Genomic DNA, 25,127 nt, shown 5'->3' with positions numbered 1-25,127 from the left:
TCCGATGACAACCTGGTGCGGCGACCAGAAACCAGCGCCGCTGGCGCTAGCGCCATGCCCGCGTGGCTACGGCGATGCCGATCAGCATCAGCAGCCAGTGCCGGACAATGCGGCAGTCATGCGCTGCGTGCCCGGCCCTGCGCCGCAGGCGGTGCGCGGGGATTGTCTGGTAACCGGTCGTGGATGGCGCACGCGGCAACCGCTGCCTGGCCAACCGCAACGGCGATCTGATTGAGCCCGCCGACAATGTCGCCTACCGCATAGATGCCCTGCACGGCAGTCATCTGGTGGCGGTCGACTTCGAGTTCCCGCTTCTTGTTCTGGCGGACCCCCAGGGGAACAACCAGCTCGGCGGCAGAGCTGGCGCCGAAATAGGCGTACACCGTGTCGAACGCTTCGCGCGAGCCGTGCCCGTTCCGATGGCTGATGTGCTTGCCGTCGAACGTAAGCTCGCCGGGAGGAAGGACCTGCAGGCCGATTTTCCGTGCCGTGCGCTGTGTATCTTCATCGCCGTCATCGGTGGGTAACAGCGTAATGCGGGACGAAAAGGTACTCAGGAACTGCGCATGGGACAGTATGTCTTCGAACGGTCCGTGCACGCCGATATGCGCGTCCGTGACCTCGTAGGCATCGCAGATGGCGCAAAGCCGCAGCGCGTGCGTCGCAATGGCTTTTTCCACCCACGGGTATGGCGGAAGCTGGTCGGTGATGCCGGTGGCCATCACGATCGCGCGGGCCGTCCACCGTTGCCCACCGAGCGTCTGCACGGCGAACGTGGAGTCTCCGGCGGCGATCTGCACGACCCGGTCGCGCTCGATGGGAACGCCCACCGTGCCGGCCTGCGCGCGCATTCGTTCCAGCAAACGTGTCCCGCGGATACCGTCGGGAAAGCCGGGGCAATTGTTGCTCTCGGGAATCCAGCGGGCGCGACTTTCGCCCGCGTCGATCACCATGCAGGACCGGTGGAAACGGCGCAGGTAGATCCCTGCCGTCAGACCCGCGGGCCCTCCGCCTACCACGAGCGCATCCCTGGTCGTCTCCGTGCCATCCATCGGCTGCCTCCTTGGAAGGGGCTCTAATGCATCCGTTGCGTGATGGCCGCGTCGGGCGTGGGTGCTGAATGCCCGGTCAGCAGAAGCAGAGCCAGCGCAAGCGCGGCCGCGGAGCTGGATGCCTGTGAAGCGTTAAACGTCCAGCGGACCATGCTGTGGTCGGTGTCGATGCCCACGTGCAGGGTTTCAATGTCGGTGGCGCGGCGCACGTAGACATCCCGCTCGCCCAATTCTTCGCCGTCCTGCACGGAAAGCGCAAGAACCTGGCGCGACTTCTCGATGCGGATAACCAGGGTATCACCCAGGTCTATCAGGATGGAGTACACCGGGTTGACTTCGATCTGTGGCAAGCATGCGCTCCGGTTTCTGATCGATACTACGCGCGCGTGGTTCCGCACGTGTTGCCGTGGCGTGAAGTGATCGCACCGGGGGCGGTGTGGTCACCGCGGCTGGTGCGCAGAACGTAGCATCAGCCGATGTACGCGCAACAGGCCACAGTCGCCTCGGTGGATGCATTGCTTGCCGCACGCGTCGTGTTTGCATGCGGTTCGAAGAGAGTGGTGTCGGATGCTGGTCCGCACACGCAGAAGGTCGACGCCGGATGGCGTGGCGGTACCGCGCGACGACCGTTCCGGGCCCGCATAGGGCGCCGCGACTGCGTTGACTCAGATCCGCCGCTTCTGTCGTTTCGTAATGCAGTGAATCAGGAAAAGGACGGGGGCCTTCCCTGGCCCAGCCCGCCTGATTATTCATGACATCGCGCTTCCCTGCGCAGGTTCAGTTAACGCGATCCACCACCGCCGGAGCGACCGCCGCCGCTGCCGCCACCGCCCTGGCCGCCTTGACCGCCGCCCTGGCCGCCTTGACCGCCTTGACCGCCGCCCTGGCCGCCCTTCTGTCCGCTGCCGGATTTCTCATCCTGCGACCGGCCGCTTGCTTCGCTGCGCGAGCCGCTGTTCTCCGCACGGGCCTCGCCGCCCTTGCGGCCGGCTTCGCGCGCTTCTTCCGAAGTGAACTTGTGCGCTGTGCCCTTCTCGTGTGCGGCCTTGCCGCCTTCGCTGGCGATTTCGCGCTGTTTGTCTTCATCCATGGACGCAAACCCGCGTCCGCTGCCCTGCTGATTTCCGCCCTGGTTCTTCTCGGTAGGCATGGTGTTCTCCTGAACAGAATAAGAAAAATGCTGCCGCATTCCGGCAACACCTGATGCAATCCAAGATGTATGCCACGCATCCAATAGCGGTGTTGCTGGGCGTCAGGGGGAGTCCGTCCAATCTGCTACGCACAAATTGCACTCATGTGCATCTTGTACAAGCCAGTTCAGTGCGTCGGCGCTGCGGGCGCTACTATGTGAGCGCGCTGCGACGTCAGTCCGATGATGGACACGACGTCGCAATCGTTTGGTGGAGGTAAAGATCCGGTTAGCAACGGGTGACGGCCGCAGGCTTTTTTGCACCCGGCACAGGGGTTCGCGATTTACCCATGAAATGGCCGTGAATCCGCCTTGCGACGCTGTGTGGCAAATGCAGGGGCTACGGCTCAACCACCCACTCCACCACATTACCGAACTCTCCCTGTTCATCCTCCTGCACCTGGTACGCATACACGCGCTTGCCATCGGCCGCCCACGCCGGCTGCGCATGCGACCAGGGGCCCTTGCTGACCTGTCGCAGGTTGGAGCCGTCGGCGTCGACGACGTAGATCTGCCCGACGCCCGCGGGTCCTGCGCGGTTCGAGGCAAACACGATGCGGCGGCCGTCGGGCGACCAGCGTGGCCATCCATCGAAGGCGGCGTTGCGGGAAACATTTATCTCGTTGCTGCCGTCGGCATCGGCGACAACGATTTCGGAATTGCGCTCGCTCGGGCTCAGATCCCAGCGAAACGCGGGGCCCGGTACTGCTTTGCGATAGACCAGGCGCCTGCCGTCGGGCGATAGCGACGCATAGGTACACAATGCGCGATGTTGCGTATGCGCTTTTGCGTCGGTGCCGTCGGGGCGCATGCTGAACACTTCATGCCACTGGGTTTCCCAGGCGGCAGAAGGGTCGGGCGTGGTGCGCGCGGAGTCGAAGACGATGCGGGTGCCGTCGGCTGTCCAGTGCGGGTGCTCGTCATCGCCGGGCGAGTGGGTCAGGCGTTTGAGGTTCTTGCCGTCGACATCAACGATGAAGACGTCCGAGGCATTGTCACGGGTGGCGGCGAAAACGATGCGCCTGCCGTCCGGCGACCAATCTGGCGTGACATTGTCGCCGGCCAGATCGGTGAGCTGGCGTACGCCGGTGCCGTCGACATTCATTACGTACAATTCGTAGCGTCCGGTCCGGTTTGACTGGAAGACGACCTGCCTTCCGTCGGGAGACGCGGCGGGATACCCGTTGATAATCTGGGTCAGCCGGCGCGAACGGTCGGTCGAGGCTGTGGCGGCCAGCGCGGGTGCCAGGCAGGCAAGCAGAAGGGCGAGGGAAAGGCGCATCGCGACGTTCTCCGGGGCCGGGCGTGTCGGGCAAGAAGGCCTGCATGGACGGCAATCCGCATATGCCATTGGTCGTGCCGGTCGACGCAACGAGCGGGGCAATCGCCAGGCCGTGTGCGCCCACGTGACGACGGCCTCTTGCGCAGCGGGTGCCGCTTTGGTCACTCTGGGGAACTCCCATCCCGCGAGGTGTGCCGATGTTCCGCCTTCTTGCCGTCGCGCTTGTCGCCAGTCTGCCGCTGGGCGGCATTGCCGCCGAAAATCTCCAGTACACCGTCATCGCTGGCGGCAACAACGTGGGGCACGTCAAGGTCGCGCTTGACGATCGCAAGGCTGTCGTCGACTTCAACATCAAGAACAACGGCCGCGGGCCGACGATTGCCGAGCACATCACCTTTGACAAGGAGGGCCTGCCGACGGAGTGGACCATCACCGGCAGCACCACCTTCGGCAGCAAGGTCGATGAGCGTTTTGCCCGCAGCGGGGCGCAGGCGAGCTGGCGTGACTCGACGGGCCCCGGCAAGTCCAGACCCAAGGAACCGGCGGTGTATGTCGCGCAGAGTGGAAGCCCGTGGTCGAACCAGATCTATCTGCGCGCACTGCTCAAGCGGCAGGACATGCGCATGCCGGCACTGCCAGGCGGGACCTTGCAGCTGACGAGGGGGCCCACGCTGACCGTACAGGGCAAGGCCGGTCCGCGCGAGGTGACGCGATACGATCTCTCCGGTATCGAGATGACGCCGGAAACGCTGCTGGTGGATGGCGACGGTGCCTTGTTTGCAGTGGTGTCGCCGGGAATGATCGTCGTGCGCGCGGGTTACGAAGCGGAAGAGGTGCGTCTGCGCCAGCTGGCGGCGGATTGGGCGACCGAACGCTACGTGGACCTCCAGCGCGAGGTGGCGCACCGGTACGACGGACCGGTGCGGATTCGCAACGTGCGCGTGTTCGACGCACACACGGGCGCCTTGACCGAACCGGTATCGGTAGTGGTCCACGGCCGCGAGATCGCCGCGGTGGTGCCGATCGACAGCCCTGCGTCGCCCGGCGAAACCACCATCGATGGCGCTGGAGGAACTTTGGTGCCCGGCATGCACGAGATGCATGCGCACGTGAGTCAGGAAGGCGCGCTGCTGAACCTGCTCGCCGGTGTGACGACGATGCGTGACATGGGGAACGACAACGCCGTTCTTGAAACACTGATCCGGCGCATCGAGGCGGGCGAGATTGCGGGACCGCATGTCGTGCGCTCGGGTTTCATCGAGGGGCGCAGCCCGTACAACTCCAATCATGGATTTGTCGTCGACAGCCAGGAAAAGGCGATCGACGCGGTGCGCTGGTATGCGGCGCGGGGCTTCTGGCAGGTGAAGGTCTACAACAGCATGAAGCCGGAGTGGGTGCCGGCAGTCGTCGCGGAGGCGCACACGCTGGGAATGCGCGTGTCCGGCCATGTACCGGCATTCACGACGGCAGACAAGATGATCGAGGCCGGTTACGACGAGCTGACCCACATCAATCAGTTCGCACTGGGCTGGGTGATCGGACCGGAGGAAGATACCCGTACCCTGTTCCGTCTTACGGCGCTCAAGCGATTGCCCGCGCTGGACCTGGCAAGTGACAAGGTGCAGCACACCATCGGCTTGATGGCCAAGGGGAACAAGGCCATCGATCCGACGCTCGGCATCCACGAAGCCCTGACCCACAATCGCGACGGACAGGTGCCTCCGGGCGCGGTGGACTACATTGAACACCTGCCGATCGGCACCCGTCGCGACATGATGAAGGGCTGGGTGGACGTGTCGGCGAAGGGGGACGACGAAGCCTATCGCTCGGCTTTCGACAAGCTGGTCGCGGTGGTGAAGCAGCTGCACGAACGCGGAGTCTTCATTGTCTTCGGCACGGATACCGGCGGCTCCTTCAGCTACCACCGGGAGCTGGAGCTGTACCAGAAGGCCGGCATGTCTGCGCCGCAGATCTTGAAGCGGGCAACGCTGGAGACGGCACGATATCTGGGCGAAGACCAGCGTCGTGGTTCCATCACCAAGGGGAAGCTCGCGAGCTTTTTCCTGGTTCCCGGTGATCCGACGCAGGACCTGAAGGCCATCAAGCGCATCGCGGTGGTGGTGAAGGATGGCGTGTTCTACTACCCGGCCGAGGTGTACCCGAAGTTTGGCATCACACCGTTCGTGGACGCGCCGACGGTGGTGGAGGCAGCGTCGGGTGGGAAGGTGAACTGAACACTGTTTTCGAGGACGGATGCGCTCGCGCGGTCGCCGGTGGTGACCGCGCGCTACGAAAGATGTATCACATGGTAGGCGCTGTTCGTGCTACAGAACGGGAGTGGCGTGAGGTCGCCCAGGCGACCGTACGAAGGGGCGGCAGGGCGGTCGGCCTGGTCTGGCCACGCGATCCGCCGCCCGGAAGGCGCGTCAATCCACCAGCACCGTCAATCGGTCGATATCCCGCAACAGTTCCGACCGTGAAACTGGATCGAGCGCGGAAAACGGCCGCTTGCCCTTTTCGTCCCAGGTATTGGCAACACGCAGCGTGAGTGCGCCGAGCGTCTGCTTCGGGTTGTAGTTGATATCGCCGACGATCGTGCCGGGGTCAAGCTCGATCTGCACTTCCAGGCCGCCCGGCAGGGATTTTTCGAACCAGCTGATCCAGCCGCTGTCCTGCGGGCTGCCGTTGCGCCAGCCGCGGTGCTGCAGGCCGTAGACGCTGCCGATGGCGACCCGCTTGCCCTTGAATCGTTGCGATTCGCTCCGATCAATTTCGTCATCGTCCAGCGCCAGCACTTCGCGGCCCAGTTGCATGAAAGGCTGCAGAATCTCGTAGTCGGCAAAGATCTGGCCGAATGCGGCCTGCTCCTCGGCTGACAGCGTAAGAACGTGCGGCAGCACGATGATTGCGTCTTCGGCGATGGACAGCGTGAGATCGTCGCGGTCGGCGAAGCTGAGGTCCTCGGCAACGCGAAAACCCTGCACGCTGCCATCGGCGCGTTTCACGCCCCACAGCAGGCGCTGCGTCAGGTGGCGCTGCAACGGATGCTGCACGAAAAAGCGCTGGAAGACGCCGAATTCGAACGTGCGGCTGCTGCACATGGCCAGCTCCAGACGCTGGATCTGGTTGCTGGCAATGGTCTTCATGTCCTTCTTGAGCAGCTTCCAGCGATCGCTGGCGGCCTGGGCGAGCGAAGCATCGTCGGTCTTGAGTGGCTTGGGGAGATCCTTGAGCCGGGCGCCGCTGGCGTCCTTGGCAAAGGGGCGCAGCTGTTCGTCGAAGCCGACCGTGAATTGCCGCGGACCGAAATCCAGCCGTAGCGTTCCGTCGGCATCGAGGTCGAGGTCGGGCACGAGACGATCGCCCAGCTCCTCGGTCGTGAGCTCGCGTGCTTCCGCGATTGCCTGGATTTTCTCCTTGGCGCGGTCCTGCAGGCCCTTGAACTTGGCTTTCTGTGCGATGCCATTGAGGTTCATCAGCGCCAGGTCGCTGCCGATGCGGCTGAGGATGTCGAGCCCGGTCACGGCACGCGCATGCTGAGATTCACCGGGCCAGGCGCGGATCAAGGGCGTGAGCTGGCGTACACAGGCATCGCCGCCGAGGTGTCCGATAGCGGTGAAGGCCCAGCTCTCCTTGCTCGGTGCGCCACTCTGGTTCCAGGCCTGGAACAGGTCCCAGGCGAAATCGTCCAGCGAGGCAGGCGTGCAGAACTGCTTGACGATATCGATGCCGGCATGCGCTTCATCCAGCACGGAAACCTGGAGCAGGGTGGCCAGCGCGCCCAGCGCCTGCACGGGCACCGCGCGGCCGTCATGCAAGCGGGGACGGGCCAGACCGCCTGGTAGGAAGAAGGCGGGCAGGGGGCGCGGCTTCTGCGGCAGAATCGAGAGCGGATCGACGGAAAGGATGGCATCGAGCAGGGCTTCGCCGGCGTCGCCGAAATGACGGGCGCCTTCCCGTACCTGCGCCATGTCTGTGTTCGCTGCAAGCCAGCGCAGGCCGGCCTCCGCCTGCTCGACCGCCTTCTTCTGACCGCTGGCTGCCTGCGCCAGGAGCGCAGTGGACGCGAGCGTCGTATGTGCGCGCAACCAGGCCATCGCGTGTGGACGAGCCTTTTTGCGTGACAGGCCCAGCACGGCAAAGGGCGCGATCGGTGCGGCCCCCACCGGCAGCGCCGCCATCAATCCCGTATCCAGTCGTGCTTCAAGGCTGCGCAGAAGCCCCGGCAAGCCGGACAGTTCATCCACAGCGACGATCGCGCAGACCGAATACTCAAGGCCCCAGCTAGTCGTTTCGAAACCCGGCAGGTTGTTCCACAGCAGTTGCCGCGTCGCATCGGGCAGCGACTGGAGCTCGCCGGCGTCGCGATAGCGCCGGTAGGACTCCGTGCTTTGCCAAAGCGCGTCGATGGCTTCCAGGTGTGGTGTGAGATCGCGAATCTCGCCCGTAAGCAGCGGCTCCCACAATGCACCGGGAATGACCAGCCGTTTCAGCGCCATCTGGCCCCGGGACAGGGATGTCCCGCGCATCTGGCTCTCGGCGTCGTTGGGGTCGAAATAGGTCCGCCACTTCGCCTGCACGCCCGGTGGCCATTGCATGCGCGGTTCCGGCATCGGCCGCTCGGGCAGCTCGGGTCGCTGGACCTTGCGCACGGGTTTAAGCCAGGGTGGGTCGCGCAACACATCCGGTAGCGCGTCGAGCGGCGCATCTTCCAGGTCGGTCAGCTTGCTGCACAGTCGCGTGACCACGTTGGCCGCGGCACCGTCCAGCGACGCGCTCAGGGCATCGACCAGCGGGGCGTGTGCGCTGAGCATGCGTGTCAGCCAGGCTTCAACGTCCTTGTCGCGACTGCGCGCGACCAGCGCGGCCGCTGCCTGCATGGCTGCGAAGGGCCACGCCTTCGCAAACTCGTCGATCTGAACACGGGCCTCCTTTCGCTCGAAATGCATGAGCAGCGCGGCGAAAGCGTCAGGGCTGTCAAACGCACGCACGATGTCGGCAAACCGTGCGCGCGTGCCGGAATCCATCTGGTGCTCATACAGTCGCATCGCCAGTGGCAGCGACGCAGCCCCGTGCAGACGCGCAAGATTGACTGCCAGGATCGGTGCGCCGGTGTGGTCGCGCCAGAGCGTCGATTTGACCACGGATGCGGCCTGATCAAGGGTGAGCTGCGCGCGTGACAAACCGGTGACTGCCTCGAAGGCATAGGCGTCGCTGGTGTTCGCCACGGCGATGGCATCGGCGACGAGGTCGGGTTCGGTATGAAATACCACGCCGCGCGCGAATTGCTCGCGCTGGCTGCGCGGCTGGGCGGGCAGTGCCGCTTTCGCCCGGGCATATTCCTCGTCGGTGCAACGTGCCAACGCCTCATGGAGGATCTCGACGCCCGGTACGGGCCCGACCCAGCTGTACAGGCGGCCGGAGGGTGCCGGCGCCATGGCTGCCAGATACGTACCCACCGCGAATTCGGCACCATGGAGTACGACACACAGTTCCAGCAGGGCCATCATGATGTTGCCGCCGTATATGGCGCTTTGCAGTGCCGTCGCCAGCTGCATCGCCGCTTCCCAGCGTGCGGCATCGGGGGTGCTCAGGCTGCTCGCCGTGAAGATTTCCGCGATCGGAAACTGTTTGGCGAGCTGGCTCAAGCCGGCCGTGCTGATAGCGGCGTGCGCGCGCTGTTGGTCTGCGCCGACGAAGTTCGGCAGACGGCCCCACAGTGTGTCCTGCGGCGTTTGTGGCTGGGCGGGCGCATCGAATCCGCGCTGCACCGGCAGCAGCTTCCGCATCGCCGGCGTGAACTGGAACTGCCCGCTGGGCATGGGAATCGATCCCGGGTGCACTGGCGCGCCGGTGGGAGCCGGTGGCGATGGATCGGCGACTGGTTCCGTCGTGGATGCGAGCGTGGCGGGCGCGCCTTCGGCCGGTGCTTGCGCGGGGGCAGCAGGAGCGGCGGCCGGCCTGGCCGGTTTTACCGCCACAGCGTCCAGCCGGGCGCCGGCAGCCACCGCGACGGATGAGTACCCTTTGCCGGTTTTTTCTTTGATCAACTTGTCCACTTCAGCCTGTGCCTTGGCTTCGGTGGGCGCTGTCTTGCTCTGCGTCTGCCCGTTGGTGCCGATGCGTCCGAAGCGCACCGTGTAGGTGCAGCCGTCCCGGCTGATTTCCCAGAACTTCGATGCGGTTCCTTCTACCAGCTCAAAGCGCTGCATGGTCATTTTCCCCTCAGAAACGTCCAGATCGATGGAAGCGGCCGCGTGGCGTGCCAGCGCGGTCCATTGAACAAGATCCCCAAAGGCTGTCGCCGCAGCGAAGACGCTGTCGCGTTCACCCTGGCGGCTGGCGTGCCAGTGCGTCGACAACTGTTGCAGCAGTGCGCCGGCACCGCGCTCACCCGTGCCGGCCAGACCCAGGTCGCGACAGCGCCGGAGCAGTTCACCGAGTCGTTCGGAGGCCCCGCTGTGACGGCGCAATCCATCGCGCAACACTTCGCACAGGCACTCATCGATTGCCGCGAGGAACTGGCGAAGCGGATCCTGGCCAGCGGTCGGCACATTGATAAGCGGAACTTCGGCAAGTGTGCCATCCGGTGCAGTCGCGTCAGGAACGACGAGGCGCCCCACACTCAGCGCCCAGGGCTCCAGCGTCAGGCCCTCTGCATGGCGCCGTACGGGGCCGGCGGCATAGGCAGGCCGGGGCGACGCCGCGACGTCGCGCAGTGCCCGTGCAATGGCGTCGAAGGCTCCCGGTGTGGTGGCGGCGTAGTCGCGTACCAGATGCCAGGGCGAACCGCCGGGGTCCAGTACGATGGCGTGCAGGCGTTGTTGCGCCGGATCAAACCCCAGCGTCATCACCCGTGCCAGACGCAACACGTGGAAGCCGGGCAGGGCGCTGCGCGCCAGCAGATCGCGGGGTGGCGCGTGCGTTTCCTGGCGCAGGAAATCCTTCTGCGATTCGATCAGGAGCGGCGGGCGCAACGCCGACCAGTCGCCAGTGTGCGGCGTGACGGAAGCCTTGCCGGCGAAACTTTGCCCGAGCTTGAGTTCGCCGTTGGCGCGACGCCGGGCGGTGGTGGTCACCAGGGTGCCCTGTGCCAGCTTGCCCAGGCGCAGGCTGCCGGCGACGCGCTGCTGGTCCAGCTGCGCGAGCTCGCTGGTGCCGTCATCCGTCTTGCGTTGCCAGGTTTTCTGCAGGCAGAGCAGGGTTTGTGTGTCACAGTCAACGACAGCAAGCGTGGCGCAACGGTCGGCACCATCGCCTTCCAGGCGCATACCCAGCGAAATCAGGCCGAGGCGATCCATTGCCGTTTCCATGGCTTCGCCCATGCCAAGCACGGCGCGCGGCGAAAGCTCGGCCGTACCCGCCTGCGCGACAGCCACGCGCAGACTCAGCTCGCGCAGCAACTGGACGCCCTCGCCATAGGAAAACCGGGCGCTACGCCGGTGATAGTGATCGAGCCATTGCTCGATGGCTTCCAGGCACAGGGTCAGCCAGGTGGCATCGATGTTGCGGCTGGCCTGCAGCGCATCGTTCAGCGCCTGCGCCGTGTGCGGACTGTCGGCAGCGCCGTTCGCAAGCCCTTGCGCCAGCAGTACGCGGACGAGATGTCGGTAGGGCTCCACGCAGAACGCGAAGGCAGTACCCTTGTGGTCGCCGTCGCGACGATCGCCCAGCTCGATGGTCAGGCGCACGTCGCCGATGTCTCCGGCGCGCTTGAGGGCCAACGCACCCAGAGCGATATGTTCGCAGCGTTGCTGAGCGGTGCAGTCGCAGCGCGCGAACGCCAGATCCGCACCCGCGTAGAAGCGCGCCGTGGCGTGCGGCAGACGCGCGGTGTAGACCACGCTGCGCCGGTCCGCGCTGTGACTGCGTTCGACGTCGATGCGGATTCCGCTGCGTGCCTCGCGCTCGACGGCCGCCCACAGGGAGGCGGTTGTCTGGTCGCGGATCTGTTGTTCGTCGAGGTCAGCAAAACGCGCCTCGGCGGGTGCTGCCGCCGGTGCTTCATCGGCGCTCGTGGCCGCATAGTGCAGCACCGTCGCGATGCGGTGACGGCAAAGCGTTGCGCCGCAACTGCAGCGTGCTTCCTTCAGTCCGGCACCGGGCGGAAAGGCGGTCTGAACCTGGTCGGGAAAGATGGCCGAGACGGTGCCGTCGTCCGCATGCGTCAATTGCGGCACATAGCCGGCGGCCAGCTCGCGCTGCGCGCGCTTGACCAGGCCGAGGTTGGCCAGCTGCGCCAAGGCTTCGGGGGTCAGCTTGAGCAAGTCGGCGCGCAAGGCAGCAGTCATCTCAGCCGGCCCGTCCACCTTTGAGTTTCTCGGCCAGCCAGCGCGCCAGCTGCCCGGGCGTCATGGCACCGATCTCGGCACCGGCGGCAACCAGCGTCGCTGCCATTTCGCGGTCATAGGCGGGAACGGCTTCCTGGTCCAGTGCAGCCAGGCCCAGTACGCGCGTCCCCTGCGCGCACAGTTCTCGCACGATGCGCGGCAACAGGTGCGGCGAGGCGCCTTCGTAGAAGTCGCTGATCAGCACCACGATGGCGCGTCGCGGCGCATCGATGCGTTCTGCGGCGTAGCGCATGGCTTTCTGGATATCGGTGCCGCCGCCCAGCTGCACCTTCATCAGCAGCTCCACTGGATCGTTACGTTCGTCGGTCAGGTCGACCACTTCCGTATCGAAAGCGAGCAGGTGCGTGTCGATGCCCGGCAGTCCGCTCAGGCATGCCGCCGTAACCGCCGAGTGGATCACGCTGGGCAGCATGCTGCCGCTCTGGTCGACCACCAGGATGATCTGCCAGCGCTCCAGGTGCCGCGTGCTGCGCCGGTTGAAGAGAGCCCGTTCGATCACCAGCCGGCGTTGGCGAATGTCGTAGTGCTTGAGGTTGGCGCGCAAGGTCGCCGCGGCGTCGAAGTTCCGTGCATTCGCAAAACGGGTGTGCTGCCGGCGATTGCGTACGCCGCTGAAAGCCTGTTGCAGCTCCACCGCGAGGGCTTCGATCAGTTGCCGAACCACGGCCGCAACGAGGTCGCGCGCCATTGCCAGCACCTGGGGATTCATCAGGTGCCTGGTGCGCATCACCGCTTCGAGCAGGGCCTGGCTGGGTTGCACGCGCTTGAGCACTTCAGGACTGGTGACGAGTTCGTTGATCTTGTAGTGCTCAACCGCATCACGTTCCAGGCGCTCGATCGTTTCCCGGGGAAACAGGCTGTGCACCTGGTTGATCCATTCGGGCACAGCCAGCGCGCTGGCGCCAAGGTCAGCGGAACGCTCCCGGCTCATCACGTCCCGATCATCGCCCTGTGTATCGCGGCCATACAGCCACTCCAGCGCGCGGTCCATGGACTGCACCGTTACGCTGAGGCCACTGCCCCCGAGCGTGCGCTCGGCGCTCTCGCCCAGCAGCAGACGCCAGCGTTCCAGCGGTGTGAGCGTGATGGTGGTCATAGGCCGAACCGTGTTCGCAAGCGTTCGATTGAGGCGAGCAGGCGCGCGCTGCGGCGCAGGTCGTCGATCGAGCAGGGCAGGCGCATCCAGTCGGAGTCGACGTGGTCGCCCTCGCGATGCCGCTGTGCGACCTGCATGCCGATCTGCGCGCGCTCGCGTGGCGGGAAGTAGTGAAAGGCCTGGCGCAATGCCGGTGCGGCGACCAGGAACTCCTGTTCGGTCATTGCGCTGACAACGCCGTCGAGTACACCGAGCAGCTGGCTGGAGCGGGCGCACTCGGTGCGCGCGAGTGCGAACAGGCCGAACAGGAAATCACCCAGCGGTTCGCCGTGTGCATAGGCTTTCACGGCCGCCAGTAGCGGTGTTTCAACGGCGTCGACCGGCGCATGGCGCCACAGCACACCGAAGGTGGCGCCGCGCGCGGAGGGCGGAAGGTCGGCGTTGCCACCCAGGCGATGGAGTGTATCGAGCAGGCTGCCGGTGACGATGCCGCCGGCGGCATCGTCACCGAGCACACGATCGACCAGCTGCAGCGCCACGACATCATCGGTACTGGCCGGCTGGTTCGGTGCGGACAAACCTTCCAGTAACCAAAGGACACGGTTCACGATGGCATCCAGCGCCGGCAGCAGCAGGACGCCGCTGTCGGACGGACCGAGCCGATTTCGCAGCAGCCCGAAGAGGCGCAGGCCTGCGCGTCCCAGGGGGCCATGTTCGGTACAGTGGAGCACGGCGGCGTGCAGATCGGGCAGGACGCTTGCGCCGAAGTCGTCGTAGCCGGCGCGAAGCGCTGTTACGTACAGCTCGGCGAGGTCATCGATCTGGGCGGCGTCGGCGACGGACTCGCGCAGGCGCCGAAGCGCCGCCGCCTGCAACGTCGGGCCGTAGGCACCGGCTTCAACCAGGGCGACGTGTCGCGTATCGCCGGGGCGCAGATGCCATTCCTCACAAGGATACTGGTCGGCGCCCAGCTGCCGCGCCGCCTGCGGCGCGCTGCTGCCGCGGTAGTCAAAGCCGGGGATGCGCAGGACGCGCAGTCGCCACAAGGTTTCCAGGCGCGGGCGGTGGGCGTCGCGCTGGCGATCCAGCTGCAGGGTGCCCTCACCGGCCAGCGCATGGCGTTCCAGCAGTTCGTTCACATCAGCCACCAGCGGCGGCAGCGGCGTTCCGGGTGCCAGACGGCCGACCGTGTCGCCGGTCAGCGCCAGCAACGCTTCGCGTAGCACGGGATCGTCCTGCATCGACAGTACGCCACGCGACTGCCACGGCGGTGGCGCGCTGAGCGCTTCGCTGCTCATGGCATCGAGCAATCCGTCAAGGACGTCCACGCGCAACGGTTGTGCGTGACCGCGCAGGTGGGCGAGCAGGTGCATGCGCGTCGTGGCGGCCACGAGGCCCGCCGTCGACACGCTCTGCCTGCCGGCGCGCAGACGGCTGACGACGGCGCGAAGCGCGCGCTCGGCCGCGCCTTCCGCGCCGTGTTCATAAAGCCAACGGTAATAGGCCGGCGATTGCACGCCGGCGCCGTAGCCGCCGAGCGCTTCCAGGCGGCGATCACTGTAGGGGATCAGGAAACTGCCCTGGCGCTGGATCGACGGCGGTACGGCCAGGTGCAGATCCGCCGGACCGGCCGTGGCAGACTCTGCCAGCCGCAGCAACGCCGGTCGATGCCAACCGCCGCAGACGACCAGGACGCGGCCGCCCTCGGCCCGTGCATGCGCGATGCAGTGCGCCATGTAGGTTTCGCGCGCGCGATCGCTGGCGTCGCCGAGCTCACCGGCGCGCAGCTCGTCAAAGTAGGTGGCCAGCCTTGCCGCGAGCTGGTCGGTGGGCAGCGCCTGCTCGAACAGGTGATCCCACAGCGCATCGCCATCATCCAGGCCCAGGCGCTGCGCCAGCGCGCGTTCGCGGGCCCGATGGCGCCGCGCGGCATCCGCATCGCCGACCACCTGCGCACGTCCGCGGGAGCCTTCGTGCCAGTAGGGCAGGTCGATGAATTGAACCTTCGCACCGATTTCCGGGGCCACGCGCAGGGCGATCCATTCCGGCGCGTAGTCGCTGAAGGGCGCATAGCAGTGGTGCGTGTGCTCGCTATCACTGTAATAGCTGAAAATAGCGACGGGCGCGACGTGTCCCGGACGCTGCAGTTCCTCGATACGGTCGTTGAAATCACTGGGGCCTTCGATCAGCACCCGGTCCGGGCGCCAGTCGCGCAGGCGCGCCGCCACCAGCCGCGCGCAGGCGGGGCTGTGGTGGCGGACGCCAATGATCTCGACAGAGGCGTTCACGCCGAGGGCAGGCGGTGGCGGGCCTCGTAGAATGCGCGCCACGCCGTACCGGCGCGCTTGCTCACCTTCTGTTCGAGGTAGCGTCGCAGCTTCTTCAGGTCATCGGCGTTGTCCTTCACCGCGGTGCCCAGCAGCGCCTCGACGATGTCACCCGGGTCGCCCGCGTCGCCGCGCAGGTAGTAGCCGCGCAGGCCCACCGCATGCGCCACGCTGACGGCTTCGGCGGTCGAGAGCACGGTGGATAGCCGCTCCATGCCGCCGCCGTCGGCGTCCAGCCCGGCACGCAGTTCACGGAAGCTGGATACCAGCACTTCGATCACATCATCCGGCGGCGTCAGGCTCACGCCCGACTGGCGCAGGAGCCGTTGCGCCTCGCGCGTGACCAGGGCGAGTTCATCGTCGAGACTGCTGATCGGAAACACGGTCTCAAACGCAAAACGCCGCTTCAGTGCGGCGCTCATTTCATTCACGCCGCGGTCGCGGGTGTTGGCTGTTGCGATCAGGTTGAAGCCCGCGTTGGCATAGATCACACCCTCGTCGCCGGCCAGCTCGGGAACCATCAGCACCCGCTCGGAAAGAATCGACAGCAGGCTGTCCTGCACTTCGGCGGGACAGCGCGTGATTTCCTCGAAGCGCGCGATGCGGCCTTCGCGCATTGCCGTGAGAATCGGCCCCGGCACCAGGGCGCGCGGACTGGGGCCTTCGTTGAGCAGCAGGGCGTAGTTCCAGCCGTACTTGATCTGGTCCTCGGTGGTGGAGGCACCGCCCTGTACGGTCAGCACGCTGGTGCCGGATATCGCGGCTGCCAACAATTCGCTCAGCAGCGATTTGGCAGTACCCGGCTCGCCCACGAGCAGGAGTCCGCGCCCGCTGGCCAGGGTCACCATGGCGCGATCGACCAGGCTGAGCGGAACCATCAGCTTGGCCGGCCGCCCGGTTGCGCTATCCCCGGTGATGAACCGTCGCACCGCGCGCAAACTCAGCTGCCAACCCGGCGGTTTCGGATCGCGGTCACTCTGGATCAGCTCCGCCAGTTCGTCGCCATGCAGGATTTCCGCAGGCGGGCGTTGGACGGCAGGGGGCACGGACACACGTGCGGAGGTTTGTCGGGCCATGGAGGGGGTCGCTCTCGGAAGTGCCCGATGAGCTTAACCAAGGATGGGGGGCAGGGTCACGCCGTCGTCCGCTGCGGCGGATCGGGGCGCGGCGTCCGGGAACGCGTGCTTCGCCACCGGGTTTCAGGGGGGAGAGCGCCGATGGCGAAGCCGCGTGGTCGATACGACCGGAACAGGGTATCGAACATGATCAGCGCGACAGCGCGGCACTAACGAAATGAGGTGCTCGTCTCACAATGCGCTCATCCGGTGCATCCACCTATCGATCCGGGACCGACTTCGCCTTGACGTACTGGGCGATGATTTCCGCACGGCTCGCAGCTGCCTCGGCCACCGCGGGTGGACTGTGTACGAACAGCAGCGCCGACACGGTTGTGCCCAGCGCGCGGACCTGGGGCACCGTTCCGGGAGCGTGCTGGCGCCGACGAGAGGTCGGCGCGACTCGCGCGGCGTCGGCGAAAGCCCGGCGCCGGTGTGTACTAACCGCGCCAGTTCGCGTGTGTCTGCCAGAAGGCCACGCTGCGTTGGTATGCGTCGCGATCCAGCGGCACGCCGGAGCCGCCTTCTTCCACACCCAGCGCGTTGCGCATCATGGTGATCGGCGCCATCGGTGTTTCAACCGGCTCTGCGGTGTACATGCAGCCCACGATGCCCCACTCAGCGGTTGTTACGGTGCCTTCTTTCGCCAGTTGCTCGCGGCTGTAGAGGATGACGATGAGGAAGCTGGCGACTGGCGGCTCAAGACCTTCAAACCAGCGGACCAGCACCGGCAGTTCGTCTTTGGTACGGGCTTCGTAGTCCGAGCGCAGCAGATGCCGGTTCTCGTCGGTAATCGGTGCGGCGAGGCAGCGCGTGGAGGTCCAGTTGCGATGCACATGCAGCTTGCAGAACGGGGCATAACCGTCGAGCACTGCGAGTGGCGTCACACTGTTGAGGTGGTGCTCGAACTGTTCGGGTGTGCAGTCCTGGATGGTATTGCGCCGTGCTTCCTTCGGAAACAGGCGCGCTCGGGCGAAGTCGGTCAGGATGATGGACATGGGCAGGCGGGCTCGATGGGGCGCGCATTATCAGGCATGGCGAGGGGAACCTCATCCCCCGCCGAATCGAGGCGGCCAGGTTCGGTGCAGCAGGCGCTCGAGGTGCTTCGACTGCGGTGCCTGCAAGCGATTCGCGCACGTTGCGTGGGAGGCGCTGGCCCTGAGAGGCAGGTGGAAACCGACACGCGGCAATTGCCAGCGCGGCGCCACCCGAATACCGTTGGCGGGCCAATCCCTGGACCGGGCGCCTTCCGCATCCGATCCGGTACAGGTTCGGGCGGCTCGGCCCCGCGTACCGAAACCCCCTTCGGAGAAGGATGTGGCGATGAATGAGTCGATTTCCGATAACTGGGCGGTTGTCCGCTCGGCATTCGACGGTGACGATCTTGATACCGTCTTTCGTTTCCGCACGCGGATTCCCGCGCAACGAATCCGGTCGAAGCACCCGATGCTGATGATTCTGCGATGGCCTTATCCCGCCAAGAAGGACGGGATGCCCCGCCAGAAGGATATCCAGCGCATGAGCGCGTTCGAGGACGCGCTGGAATCGGCCATCGAAGCAACCGGGATTGGTATCCAGGCCGCATGCCTGACCGGCAACGGCCGTCGCAGCTGGCGCTACTTCGCGGCCGACCCGGCCGTCTTTCTGGCAACGCTGCAGCCGCTGCTGGACACCTTCGCGCCGGAGCCTCACCTGTTCAAGCAGCGGGAGGATCCGACCTGGGAAGCGTTGGCTGAACTGATGTCCTTGTTGGAGTGTGTGGATGACGAGGAGTGACCAGGTTGCGTGCGGCCGCGAGCACAAAAGTGTCGCTCGCGGTGTCGCTGGCCGCCCTTTGTCGAATAGCGCACGCAAGGTGCGTGCCGTTGACCTATCGTCTTCTTTCGCACCGCTGAAGGTCTTCACGCGCCTGCGCGTCGCCAGATAGGGGTGCATTTCGCGAGGAAGCGGAGCAGCAGTCCGGTTAGTGTTCGTACGGGGATCCATGCTGCGCGGATTCCCGGCGGCCCTCCGCCAATGTCGGATAGTGCACGCTGCAACCGTGCGATCCGTTGCGCTACTCAGTTCGAGAGCAAGCAAACCAAGCTCCCGGGTTCCGAGGGGGCATCGCGCATTTTGTTCGTCCACGCGTCAACCACTATCGCTGCGTCTCGTTAAGTATCGGGCTGCCCTCTCGCGGCACGTGCTGCCGCGCGCGTCAGTTGACCCGGTAGGGCGTCTCCGCCGGGAAACGTTGTACGAGTGGATAGCGCGAGGAAGGGAACAGCTTCCTCGCATGACCGCGATTGCGCCATCCGTGAACAAGGAAACCAAGATGCTGAATGTTCTGCGCACCATTTTCGTAGGGATAGGCGCATTCGTGTCCATGGCCGGTATCTCTGCGGCCGACACGCAGCTGGATGTGGTCTATGCCAACGGCACCAAGCGTTGCACCATCACCAGTGCGTCTGCGCCGGCCGTCAAGTTGGTCACCGAGGGGCCGAATGCGGGCCATCTGGTGATGGTGACGGATGTGCCGTCACCGTTTAGTGGCGATTGCCCGGGTGGGCAGACGGGCGGTGGAATCACGGTTTCGCCGGTGACAGGCCCCAATTCCGTTCAGCAGAATACGCCGTTTACGGTGCAATTCACCACCACGGGCAGCCCGGATTACTGTACGTCGGAAGGGTCGGTGATTCCGCCCAATTCCTCGGTGGCCGGCTGGCAACCGGTCAGCAACACGACCCAGGTATGCACGGGGGGCGCGTGTGCCAGTGTGGCCAAGACCTTGACGGCGACGGGCACCGGCGAACACCAGTTCGCCGTGAAGTGCTACAAGGCTAATGTGGCGGCGGTTTCCAGCCCGACGCCGGCAACGGTCAGCGTGACCACGCCCGATGGCCAGTGCCCGACGCCACAGGTCGCCACGCGTGCGCTCACTGCCAGCGTGATCCACTCGAACTTCGGCGCCAGCACGGCGGACGCGCGCTACTACAAGACCATCTTCGGCTACCTTCCGGGCACTGGCGTGGCGCACGAATTCCCCGAGCCTCCGCTGGGATCCCAGGTGAATATCGCGCTTGGAGCAAACGAGTATTTTGCCTTTGAGTTCACCGTGCCGACGACGGGCCTGCAGCCGAATTTCCTCTTCTCCCTGGCGACGTTTGAAACCCGTTGGCAGCCGCCCGTCGGCAACTTCAATCCGGCGCCGCAGCCGATTGGTATCGCGATTTCGCGTTGTCCGGGCGTGTTCAAGGATCCGGAGATCTCGTCAACGTGTCGCGGCAATTTGTCGCCCAACTCGGAAATGCTTTTCCTGGCGCTGCGGAACAATTCGGCACCGCAATACGCCTGCCAGCTCGAACCCGGTGCGCGGTACTACATGAATTTCGTATTTGCCAACGTCGATACACCGGGAGTGCCGCTTTGTCCTGATTTCACCTGTCGATTCAGCATGAAGACGCATCGCGACAGGGGCCGGCCGGGCAACTGAGTCCGCACGTGCCCGCGGGCTGTTCGATGCGGCTGTTCCGTTTCCGGCACAGCCGCATTGTACGGGTTGCCGGTGTTCACTGTGATCGATTGAAGGGAGGAAACGGACATGAAAATTGCCAGCTGTGCAGCGGCCTGCGCCGCTTTGCTGTCGCTACCGGCGTCCGCCGTCGCCGGCGTCGCGCTGCCGCTTGTGATCGCGGACGAAGATCACGTGGTCGCGACGGACTGGAGCTATACGGACGGTGTCGCGACATTCTCCACGCAGGGTCCGGCGATCTGCGCCAAGGTCGACGATGTCGCACAGGCCGGCGCGCAGAAGCTGGACGTGCAGTGGCCCGGGGTCGGACCGCGCGGCGGAAGCTTCCGGTTCGGCCCGCTGGATGGGCAGGGCCGGCAGATTCCGGTGGCGGGGCTGCGGTCCCTTGAGTTCGTGCCGGAGTTCCGCGTGATCGGCGACGACGGGCTCGTGTGCTATGGACTGCGTAGCGACAGCACGCGCAGGCACACGGCCTACCTGTTGGTGGCGCCGTTCGAGGAGACGCCAGACGCCACGGTGACTGCCACCGTGGTAGCGTTGCCGGACGCCGCCAACGGGTTCACCTACACCTATTTCGTGGACCTGGACATTCCGCCGATGTCACCCATGGCGACGTTGCCCTATGTCATCAGCGCGGGCTACGACGGTTCGGTGTTCGACTCGGCGCGCTACTGCAAGGTGGCGCCGGCGGCGACGAGCTGCGGATCGGCGCCCACCGTGAACGGCAACCTGTACGAGCGCATGTCCGTCGCGCCGTTTCACCAGGTGCATGTGCGCTATATCGTGACGCTCACGGCGGGGCAGGTGATCGACGCGTCGATCGCACCTTCGTCGATGCTGGCGATGGCAGGCCTGTTCACCTATATGGGCGCCGAAGTTCGCCTGGACAACAACATCGCCGTTGGCCGCGCCGCCGTGGGCAATGGGGCGCTTGCGGCGCAGAGCACCGCGCACCGCCAATGACGCACAGCGTAAGGAGGCTGCCGCAAGACTGTCTCCTTACGCTGATCCTGCATGATTACTCGAAGCTGTTGCGGAAGATCAGGTCCGTGTCGTTGTGGCGTTCGAATGCGCCCAGGTCCAGCGGCCCCTGCTGATTGGTGAGGCCGGGCTGGTCGACGTTGCGCAAATGCCCGTCGAGGTCGAAGGCCGGTGCGGCCGCGGCACTGGCTGAATCCAGCGCAGGAGAGGTAATGGCGAGCCGGAAGTCGCCAGCGCCTTGGGCGATGAAGTGCGGGTCGCCGACGCGCACATGGCTCTGGCCGGCAAAATCGCTGGCGTCATGAAGCAGCAGCGACTGGGCTTGCACCTGTGGTGTGAAGGAACCACCGATGATGTCGCGGCCGGGTTGCCAAAGGATGCTGCGGCTCAATTCAACGCGGCTGCTGCTCTCGATGAACGGATCGTCGCCGTTGACGCCATTGCTGGCGATGGTGCAAAGGTCACAACGGAACAAAGTGCCGCCCTGGTACACGCCAAGCAGGCTCTCGGCATCAAAATTGGGCGCAATCAGCGAATTGGTGATGCGGATCGACGAAGGCAGGCCGCACGGCGTGGGCGGGGCATCGCAACCGTCCGCAAACAGCGTGTAGCCGACGTTCCCGGCAATCACCGTCGAATGCAGGATCAGTTTCGTCTCGACCGTGGCCTCGCTGTTTTTCATCAGCGCGACGGCACCCAGCCAGGCAAAGGAATCGCCGGCGCGGTTATCGGTCAGGCGATTGCAATAGGCCGATGCGGTACAGGCCACGGCGCCCTGCGGTGCGTTGCCGGCAGAGAGCGGGTAGAACGCCACTTCGGCACCGCGGTCGGCCGTGATGCCGCCCCCCGCCTGGCGCGCCGTGTTGTCGTGCAGGCGGCCTTCCCACATCGTCACCTGCGTTTCGGGCCCGTAGGCCCAGATACCACCGCCGTAATCGGCGCTATTGCCGGAAATGCTCACCGGGCGCGCCGGGTCCGTCGTGAACAGTGTGGCAGTTGAATAGGCGCCAACGAGCAGGCCGCCGCCGGCGTAACTCGCCGTGTTGTTCGCGATCACGCGGTCTGCTCCCTCGCCACCGGATTGCAGCACCAGGCTGCTGCGCTGGGTAGGCGAGTTGCCGCCGATGGCCACGCCGCCGCCGCTCGAGGCGCTGTTGCGGCGGACCACGGTGTTGACCCCGCCCAGGCGCAATGCGGCGCTGTTGACGTAGATGCCGCCGCCCGAGCCGCCACCATTGGTGCCGGCGGTGAGGTTGTCTTCCACGAGCACGTGATCGCCGATGGTCAACCGCGTGGCCTGCTCGCCCAGGTCACCCACGACCGCGATGCCTGCGCCGTAGTAGGCGCGATTGCCCGCCACGCGCAGATGCGTGGCCGAAACCTGGCCGCGTGCCTGGATCGAAATCCCGCCGCCGTAGGTGAAACCGGTGGTGTTGTCACCGTTGAGAATTTCGAACCGCTCCAGTTGCACATCGACAGTGTTGTCGCCAGTGCTCTGGATGAAGATGACCGGTGCTGCCGCACCGCCGCTGCCGTTCAGGCGGGTCATGCCGGTCGGGGCGAGTGGAAAGCAGTCGCTGAAGCCGCCGATCAGGGTCAGCGGCTGGTTGACGATGGTGATGGCCTGGTTTGCGTAGCCGTTCACGCCGTTGGTGGAAACGAAGATCTCGTCGGGCCCCGGGTTGGCTGCAGCGGCGTTGACTGCGGCCTGGATCGTGGTGTGGGTGCAACTGCCGGGCGTGCCCGACGGGCCGACCGAGTAGATCGCTGCGGAGACTGGCGCGGCGGCAGACACGGCAGCAACAGCGAGCGGCAGGTGACGGAACATGCGGGTACTCCACAGAAAAAAACAGGCAATTCTGCAGCGATTGACGGATTCGGGGCCGGATTTGCGACATACGGGGGCGTTCGACCGACCAGGGACCGGATCCCGCCGCGGCGGGGCGGTCAATGCAATGCGGTGTTACCTCAAACGACGATTCCAGGCAGGGCTATCCCTACGCTCCGGCGTATTGCGCGGCCGCCGCGGCACGGTCGTGCAGAGTGCGGCCAGTGCTGCCGCTATTGATTGCGCAGTGGCGCTGGTTTGCGGGGGCGGCAGGTTGGTCCGGCTGTTGCTATGCGATTCCCCGGCGCCATGTGGCGCAAACCGCGGAGTCACATCGATGGAACGAATCACCGATTGGTCGCCGAACCCCTATCTTTCCGTCCAGACCAATTGGCAGCGCTACAAACAGGCCGCGCAGGCACGGGGCCGCGCACCGTCGCCGGAGGAATTTGCGCGCGCCTGGTGGAGCGGAACGCCGGACTCACCGCAGTTCTGCGATGGCGAGCCGGCAAGGTGATGCGGGCGCGGAGCAAGCCGTTCAATCACGCTGTGCCACCCAGATGCGGTGGCGCAGCCCCTTCTTGCCATGGGCCCGAACCGGTACTTCTTCCACGGCAAACTCGGCGCGGCGAAGGCGTTCGGTAAATCGCGGGTCTGATCCGGCTGACCACACCGCCAGAATGCCCCGGGGACGCAGCGCCTGCCGGATGGCACCCAGGCCACTCATGCCGTAGAGCCAGGCATTGCGCGGGTGCGTGAGGCCCTCGGGGCCGTTGTCGACGTCGAGCATCACCGCGTCGTACTCCGCGCGCTGGTTCTTCAGCAGCAGCGCCACGTCCTGCTCGCAAACCCGCGCGCGAGGGTCGTTCAAGGGATTTCCGGCATGTTCTCCCAGTGGGCCGCGATTCCAACGCACCACTGCCGGCACCAGCTCGGCGACGACCACTTCGGCGTCTGAATTCAGGCTGCGCAAGGCAGCCGCCAGGGTAAACCCCATGCCCAGGCCGCCGATCAGTACCCGGGCGCGAGGCCGCATCGCGATCCGCTCGCAGGCGATTTCGGCCAGGCGGTCTTCGGATCCATGCATCCGCGTCGACATGAGGTCGCCCCCGCCGGCGATCTTGATCGAGAAGTGCTGGCCTTCCTGGAAAAAACGCAATTCGCCGCCGTCACCGGGAATAGCGGCGGTATCGAGCAACTGCATGCGGGGAAGGGGTGTCTTCTTTTCGGTCACGGGGTGTCGTTCCTGCTACGGACATGGGTTTCTGGTGAGGGGCAGCGATGGTTCTGTTCGCCGCCAGGCGCGGGGCGTGCCCGAGGCCAGGTCGAATGCCATCTCGACGGCGAAGGTGAGACGTGAAAGTCAGTGTCGCCGCGCATGGGAAGATGTTCCGGAAAGAAGGAATTGAATCACAAACCCTGGCTGATCACAGCGCAGACGACGCTGACAGATGCCGTTGCAGGCCTTGGTACAAGGCGTCGAAGGTCTGTTTGCAGCGCACGCTGTGGCGCAGGTCTTCGTGCATCGTCACCCAGGTTTCCAGTGCCAGCGTGAATGACTCCGGCAGCAGCCGCACCAGCTCGGGGGTACGTCGCGCCACCATGACCTGGCAGACGCCGATGCCGGCACCGGCGCGGATCAGTGCGAGCTGCGCCAGGTCACTGTCGACGCGCAGCGCGAAGGCGTCACGGCGCCACGTAGGCAGGGATTTGCGCGCTGCGCGAAGGAACGGGGTCTCCTCGTCGAATCCGATCAGCGAGTGTTTCGCCAGCTCGGAAAGTGCCTTGGGCGTGCCGTGCTTGCGCAAGTACTTCGCGTGGGCAAACAAGCCCAGCTCCACGTCGCCAGCGCGCTGTGCCACCAGCGCATCCTGCGCGGGGCGTGCCATGCGGACGGCGATGTCGGCCTCGCGCAGGAGCAGGTCGTGGACGCGATTGCTCAGTGCGAGCTCGATCGTCAGGTGGGGGTGCGCGGAACGCAGCCCGGTAACGATGGGCGGCAGCACTTCCACGCCGACGACCTCGCTGGCGCTGATGCGCACGGTCCCTTGCATGGCGCCCTGGCCCTCCGCAGCGCGCCGGAGAGCGGCAGCGGCATGATGCATCGCTTGCGCATGCGGCCTGAGCTCCAGCGCCGCTGGCGTGGGTTGCAGGCCCTGCTGCGACCGCGTGAACAGGCTGAAGCCCAGGGTGTCTTCCAGGCTCTGGATGTGACGTCCGAGCGTGGGCTGGGTCAGGCCCAGGGCGCGAGCGGCCGCGGACAGCGAACCCTCCTGCAGTACGGCCAGGTACGAGCGGTAGAGCTCCCAGCTCGGTTCCATGATCATTCGTTTTTGTATAGCGGAAATAGGGTGTTCGTCAATTTCCATTGGGGGGCGGAAGTCCGCACACTGGC

17 protein-coding genes are annotated in these 25,127 nt (G+C 65.6%); 5 read left to right on the top strand and 12 right to left on the bottom strand.

Annotated features, from left to right (window positions below):
* Window positions 1-116: 116 nt before the first annotated feature.
* From N4264_RS20025 to N4264_RS20010, 4 genes are all read right to left on the bottom strand, one after another.
* The gene (locus tag N4264_RS20025; protein ID WP_261693997.1) at window positions 117-1,052 is read right to left on the bottom strand and encodes an NAD(P)/FAD-dependent oxidoreductase; all 936 of its coding nucleotides are present in this window, start codon (window positions 1,050-1,052) and stop codon (window positions 117-119) included.
* A 23-nt stretch (window positions 1,053-1,075) separates the two neighbouring features.
* Window positions 1,076-1,402, bottom strand: coding sequence for a hypothetical protein (locus N4264_RS20020; RefSeq protein WP_261693996.1), 327 nt, complete (start codon window positions 1,400-1,402; stop codon window positions 1,076-1,078).
* 431 nt (window positions 1,403-1,833) lie between these two features.
* Window positions 1,834-2,202 carry a KGG domain-containing protein gene (locus N4264_RS20015; protein ID WP_261693995.1) on the bottom strand — a complete coding sequence of 123 codons (369 nt, stop codon included), beginning with the start codon at window positions 2,200-2,202 and terminating at the stop codon, window positions 1,834-1,836.
* A 379-nt stretch (window positions 2,203-2,581) separates the two neighbouring features.
* Window positions 2,582-3,523, bottom strand: coding sequence for a beta-propeller domain-containing protein (locus N4264_RS20010; protein WP_261693994.1), 942 nt, complete (start codon window positions 3,521-3,523; stop codon window positions 2,582-2,584).
* Between the two features lie 197 nt (window positions 3,524-3,720).
* Here N4264_RS20010 and N4264_RS20005 point away from each other — a divergent pair, with 197 nt between their 5' ends.
* Window positions 3,721-5,757: an amidohydrolase family protein gene (locus N4264_RS20005; RefSeq protein ID WP_261693993.1), complete on the top strand. Its 2,037-nt coding sequence runs from the start codon at window positions 3,721-3,723 to the stop codon at window positions 5,755-5,757.
* Between the two features lie 192 nt (window positions 5,758-5,949).
* Here the strand turns inward: N4264_RS20005 and N4264_RS20000 are convergent, their stop codons facing one another.
* The 5 genes from N4264_RS20000 to N4264_RS19980 form a co-directional block, all read right to left on the bottom strand.
* Complete coding sequence (locus tag N4264_RS20000; protein ID WP_261693992.1) at window positions 5,950-11,814, bottom strand: YehQ family protein; 5,865 nt, start codon at window positions 11,812-11,814, stop codon at window positions 5,950-5,952.
* A gap of 1 nt (window position 11,815) precedes the next feature.
* Entirely contained in the window at window positions 11,816-12,970 is a 1,155-nt protein-coding gene (locus N4264_RS19995; RefSeq protein WP_261693991.1) for a VWA domain-containing protein, read from the bottom strand.
* Window positions 12,967-15,258 carry a DUF5682 family protein gene (locus N4264_RS19990; RefSeq protein WP_261693990.1) on the bottom strand — a complete coding sequence of 764 codons (2,292 nt, stop codon included), beginning with the start codon at window positions 15,256-15,258 and terminating at the stop codon, window positions 12,967-12,969. Before N4264_RS19990 ends, N4264_RS19995 begins: the two co-directional genes overlap by 4 nt.
* Window positions 15,255-16,343, bottom strand: coding sequence for an ATP-binding protein (locus tag N4264_RS19985; protein WP_261693989.1), 1,089 nt, complete (start codon window positions 16,341-16,343; stop codon window positions 15,255-15,257). Before N4264_RS19985 ends, N4264_RS19990 begins: the two co-directional genes overlap by 4 nt.
* Before the next feature lie 509 nt (window positions 16,344-16,852).
* On the bottom strand, window positions 16,853-17,410 hold the full coding sequence (locus tag N4264_RS19980; protein WP_261693988.1) for a DUF3228 family protein: 558 nt from the start codon (window positions 17,408-17,410) through the stop codon (window positions 16,853-16,855).
* Window positions 17,411-17,735: 325 nt separating this feature from the next.
* Between N4264_RS19980 and N4264_RS19975 the strand changes: the two genes are divergently transcribed.
* The 3 genes from N4264_RS19975 to N4264_RS19965 all read left to right on the top strand — a co-directional run bounded on the left by N4264_RS19975 (window position 17,736) and on the right by N4264_RS19965 (window position 20,886).
* Window positions 17,736-18,188 (top strand): DUF695 domain-containing protein, encoded by a 453-nt coding sequence (locus tag N4264_RS19975; RefSeq protein ID WP_261697664.1) that lies wholly within the window; start codon window positions 17,736-17,738, stop codon window positions 18,186-18,188.
* A 538-nt stretch (window positions 18,189-18,726) separates the two neighbouring features.
* Window positions 18,727-19,884, top strand: coding sequence for a hypothetical protein (locus N4264_RS19970; RefSeq protein ID WP_261693987.1), 1,158 nt, complete (start codon window positions 18,727-18,729; stop codon window positions 19,882-19,884).
* A 108-nt stretch (window positions 19,885-19,992) separates the two neighbouring features.
* Window positions 19,993-20,886 (top strand): hypothetical protein, encoded by an 894-nt coding sequence (locus tag N4264_RS19965; protein WP_261693986.1) that lies wholly within the window; start codon window positions 19,993-19,995, stop codon window positions 20,884-20,886.
* A gap of 55 nt (window positions 20,887-20,941) precedes the next feature.
* Here the strand turns inward: N4264_RS19965 and N4264_RS19960 are convergent, their stop codons facing one another.
* Entirely contained in the window at window positions 20,942-22,732 is a 1,791-nt protein-coding gene (locus N4264_RS19960) for a hypothetical protein (protein ID WP_261693985.1), read from the bottom strand.
* A gap of 337 nt (window positions 22,733-23,069) precedes the next feature.
* Between N4264_RS19960 and N4264_RS19955 the strand changes: the two genes are divergently transcribed.
* Window positions 23,070-23,249: a hypothetical protein gene (locus tag N4264_RS19955; protein WP_261693984.1), complete on the top strand. Its 180-nt coding sequence runs from the start codon at window positions 23,070-23,072 to the stop codon at window positions 23,247-23,249.
* 21 nt (window positions 23,250-23,270) lie between these two features.
* On the opposite strand, the gene N4264_RS19950 is transcribed toward N4264_RS19955, so the two are convergent.
* Together N4264_RS19950 and N4264_RS19945 are read right to left on the bottom strand one after the other, a co-directional pair.
* Window positions 23,271-23,966 carry a spermidine synthase gene (locus tag N4264_RS19950; RefSeq protein ID WP_261693983.1) on the bottom strand — a complete coding sequence of 232 codons (696 nt, stop codon included), beginning with the start codon at window positions 23,964-23,966 and terminating at the stop codon, window positions 23,271-23,273.
* Between the two features lie 193 nt (window positions 23,967-24,159).
* Complete coding sequence (locus tag N4264_RS19945) at window positions 24,160-25,053, bottom strand: LysR family transcriptional regulator (protein WP_261693982.1); 894 nt, start codon at window positions 25,051-25,053, stop codon at window positions 24,160-24,162.
* Between the last annotated feature and the right edge of the window lie 74 nt (window positions 25,054-25,127).

The sequence above is a fragment of the Tahibacter amnicola genome, assembly GCF_025398735.1.
In the GTDB taxonomy this organism is placed as follows: Bacteria; Pseudomonadota; Gammaproteobacteria; order Xanthomonadales; family Rhodanobacteraceae; genus Tahibacter; species Tahibacter amnicola.
This window is presented reverse-complemented; position numbering and strand designations above follow the sequence as displayed.

Excerpts from the sequence above, each read along its gene's own strand:
- N4264_RS19970 (WP_261693987.1), top strand. The coding sequence starts at position 18,727 with ATGCTGAATGTTCTGCGCACCATTTTCGTAGGGATAGGCGCATTCGTG.
- N4264_RS20000 (WP_261693992.1), bottom strand. The coding sequence starts at position 11,814 with ATGACTGCTGCCTTGCGCGCCGACTTGCTCAAGCTGACCCCCGAAGCC.
- N4264_RS19945 (WP_261693982.1), bottom strand. The coding sequence starts at position 25,053 with ATGGAACCGAGCTGGGAGCTCTACCGCTCGTACCTGGCCGTACTGCAG.
- N4264_RS20015 (WP_261693995.1), bottom strand. The coding sequence starts at position 2,202 with ATGCCTACCGAGAAGAACCAGGGCGGAAATCAGCAGGGCAGCGGACGC.
- N4264_RS19980 (WP_261693988.1), bottom strand. The coding sequence starts at position 17,410 with ATGTCCATCATCCTGACCGACTTCGCCCGAGCGCGCCTGTTTCCGAAG.
- N4264_RS19965 (WP_261693986.1), top strand. The coding sequence starts at position 19,993 with ATGAAAATTGCCAGCTGTGCAGCGGCCTGCGCCGCTTTGCTGTCGCTA.
- N4264_RS20010 (WP_261693994.1), bottom strand. The coding sequence starts at position 3,523 with ATGCGCCTTTCCCTCGCCCTTCTGCTTGCCTGCCTGGCACCCGCGCTG.
- N4264_RS20025 (WP_261693997.1), bottom strand. The coding sequence starts at position 1,052 with ATGGATGGCACGGAGACGACCAGGGATGCGCTCGTGGTAGGCGGAGGG.
- N4264_RS19960 (WP_261693985.1), bottom strand. The coding sequence starts at position 22,732 with ATGTTCCGTCACCTGCCGCTCGCTGTTGCTGCCGTGTCTGCCGCCGCG.
- N4264_RS20005 (WP_261693993.1), top strand. The coding sequence starts at position 3,721 with ATGTTCCGCCTTCTTGCCGTCGCGCTTGTCGCCAGTCTGCCGCTGGGC.
- N4264_RS19995 (WP_261693991.1), bottom strand. The coding sequence starts at position 12,970 with ATGACCACCATCACGCTCACACCGCTGGAACGCTGGCGTCTGCTGCTG.
- N4264_RS19975 (WP_261697664.1), top strand. The coding sequence starts at position 17,736 with ATGAATGAGTCGATTTCCGATAACTGGGCGGTTGTCCGCTCGGCATTC.
- N4264_RS19955 (WP_261693984.1), top strand. The coding sequence starts at position 23,070 with ATGGAACGAATCACCGATTGGTCGCCGAACCCCTATCTTTCCGTCCAG.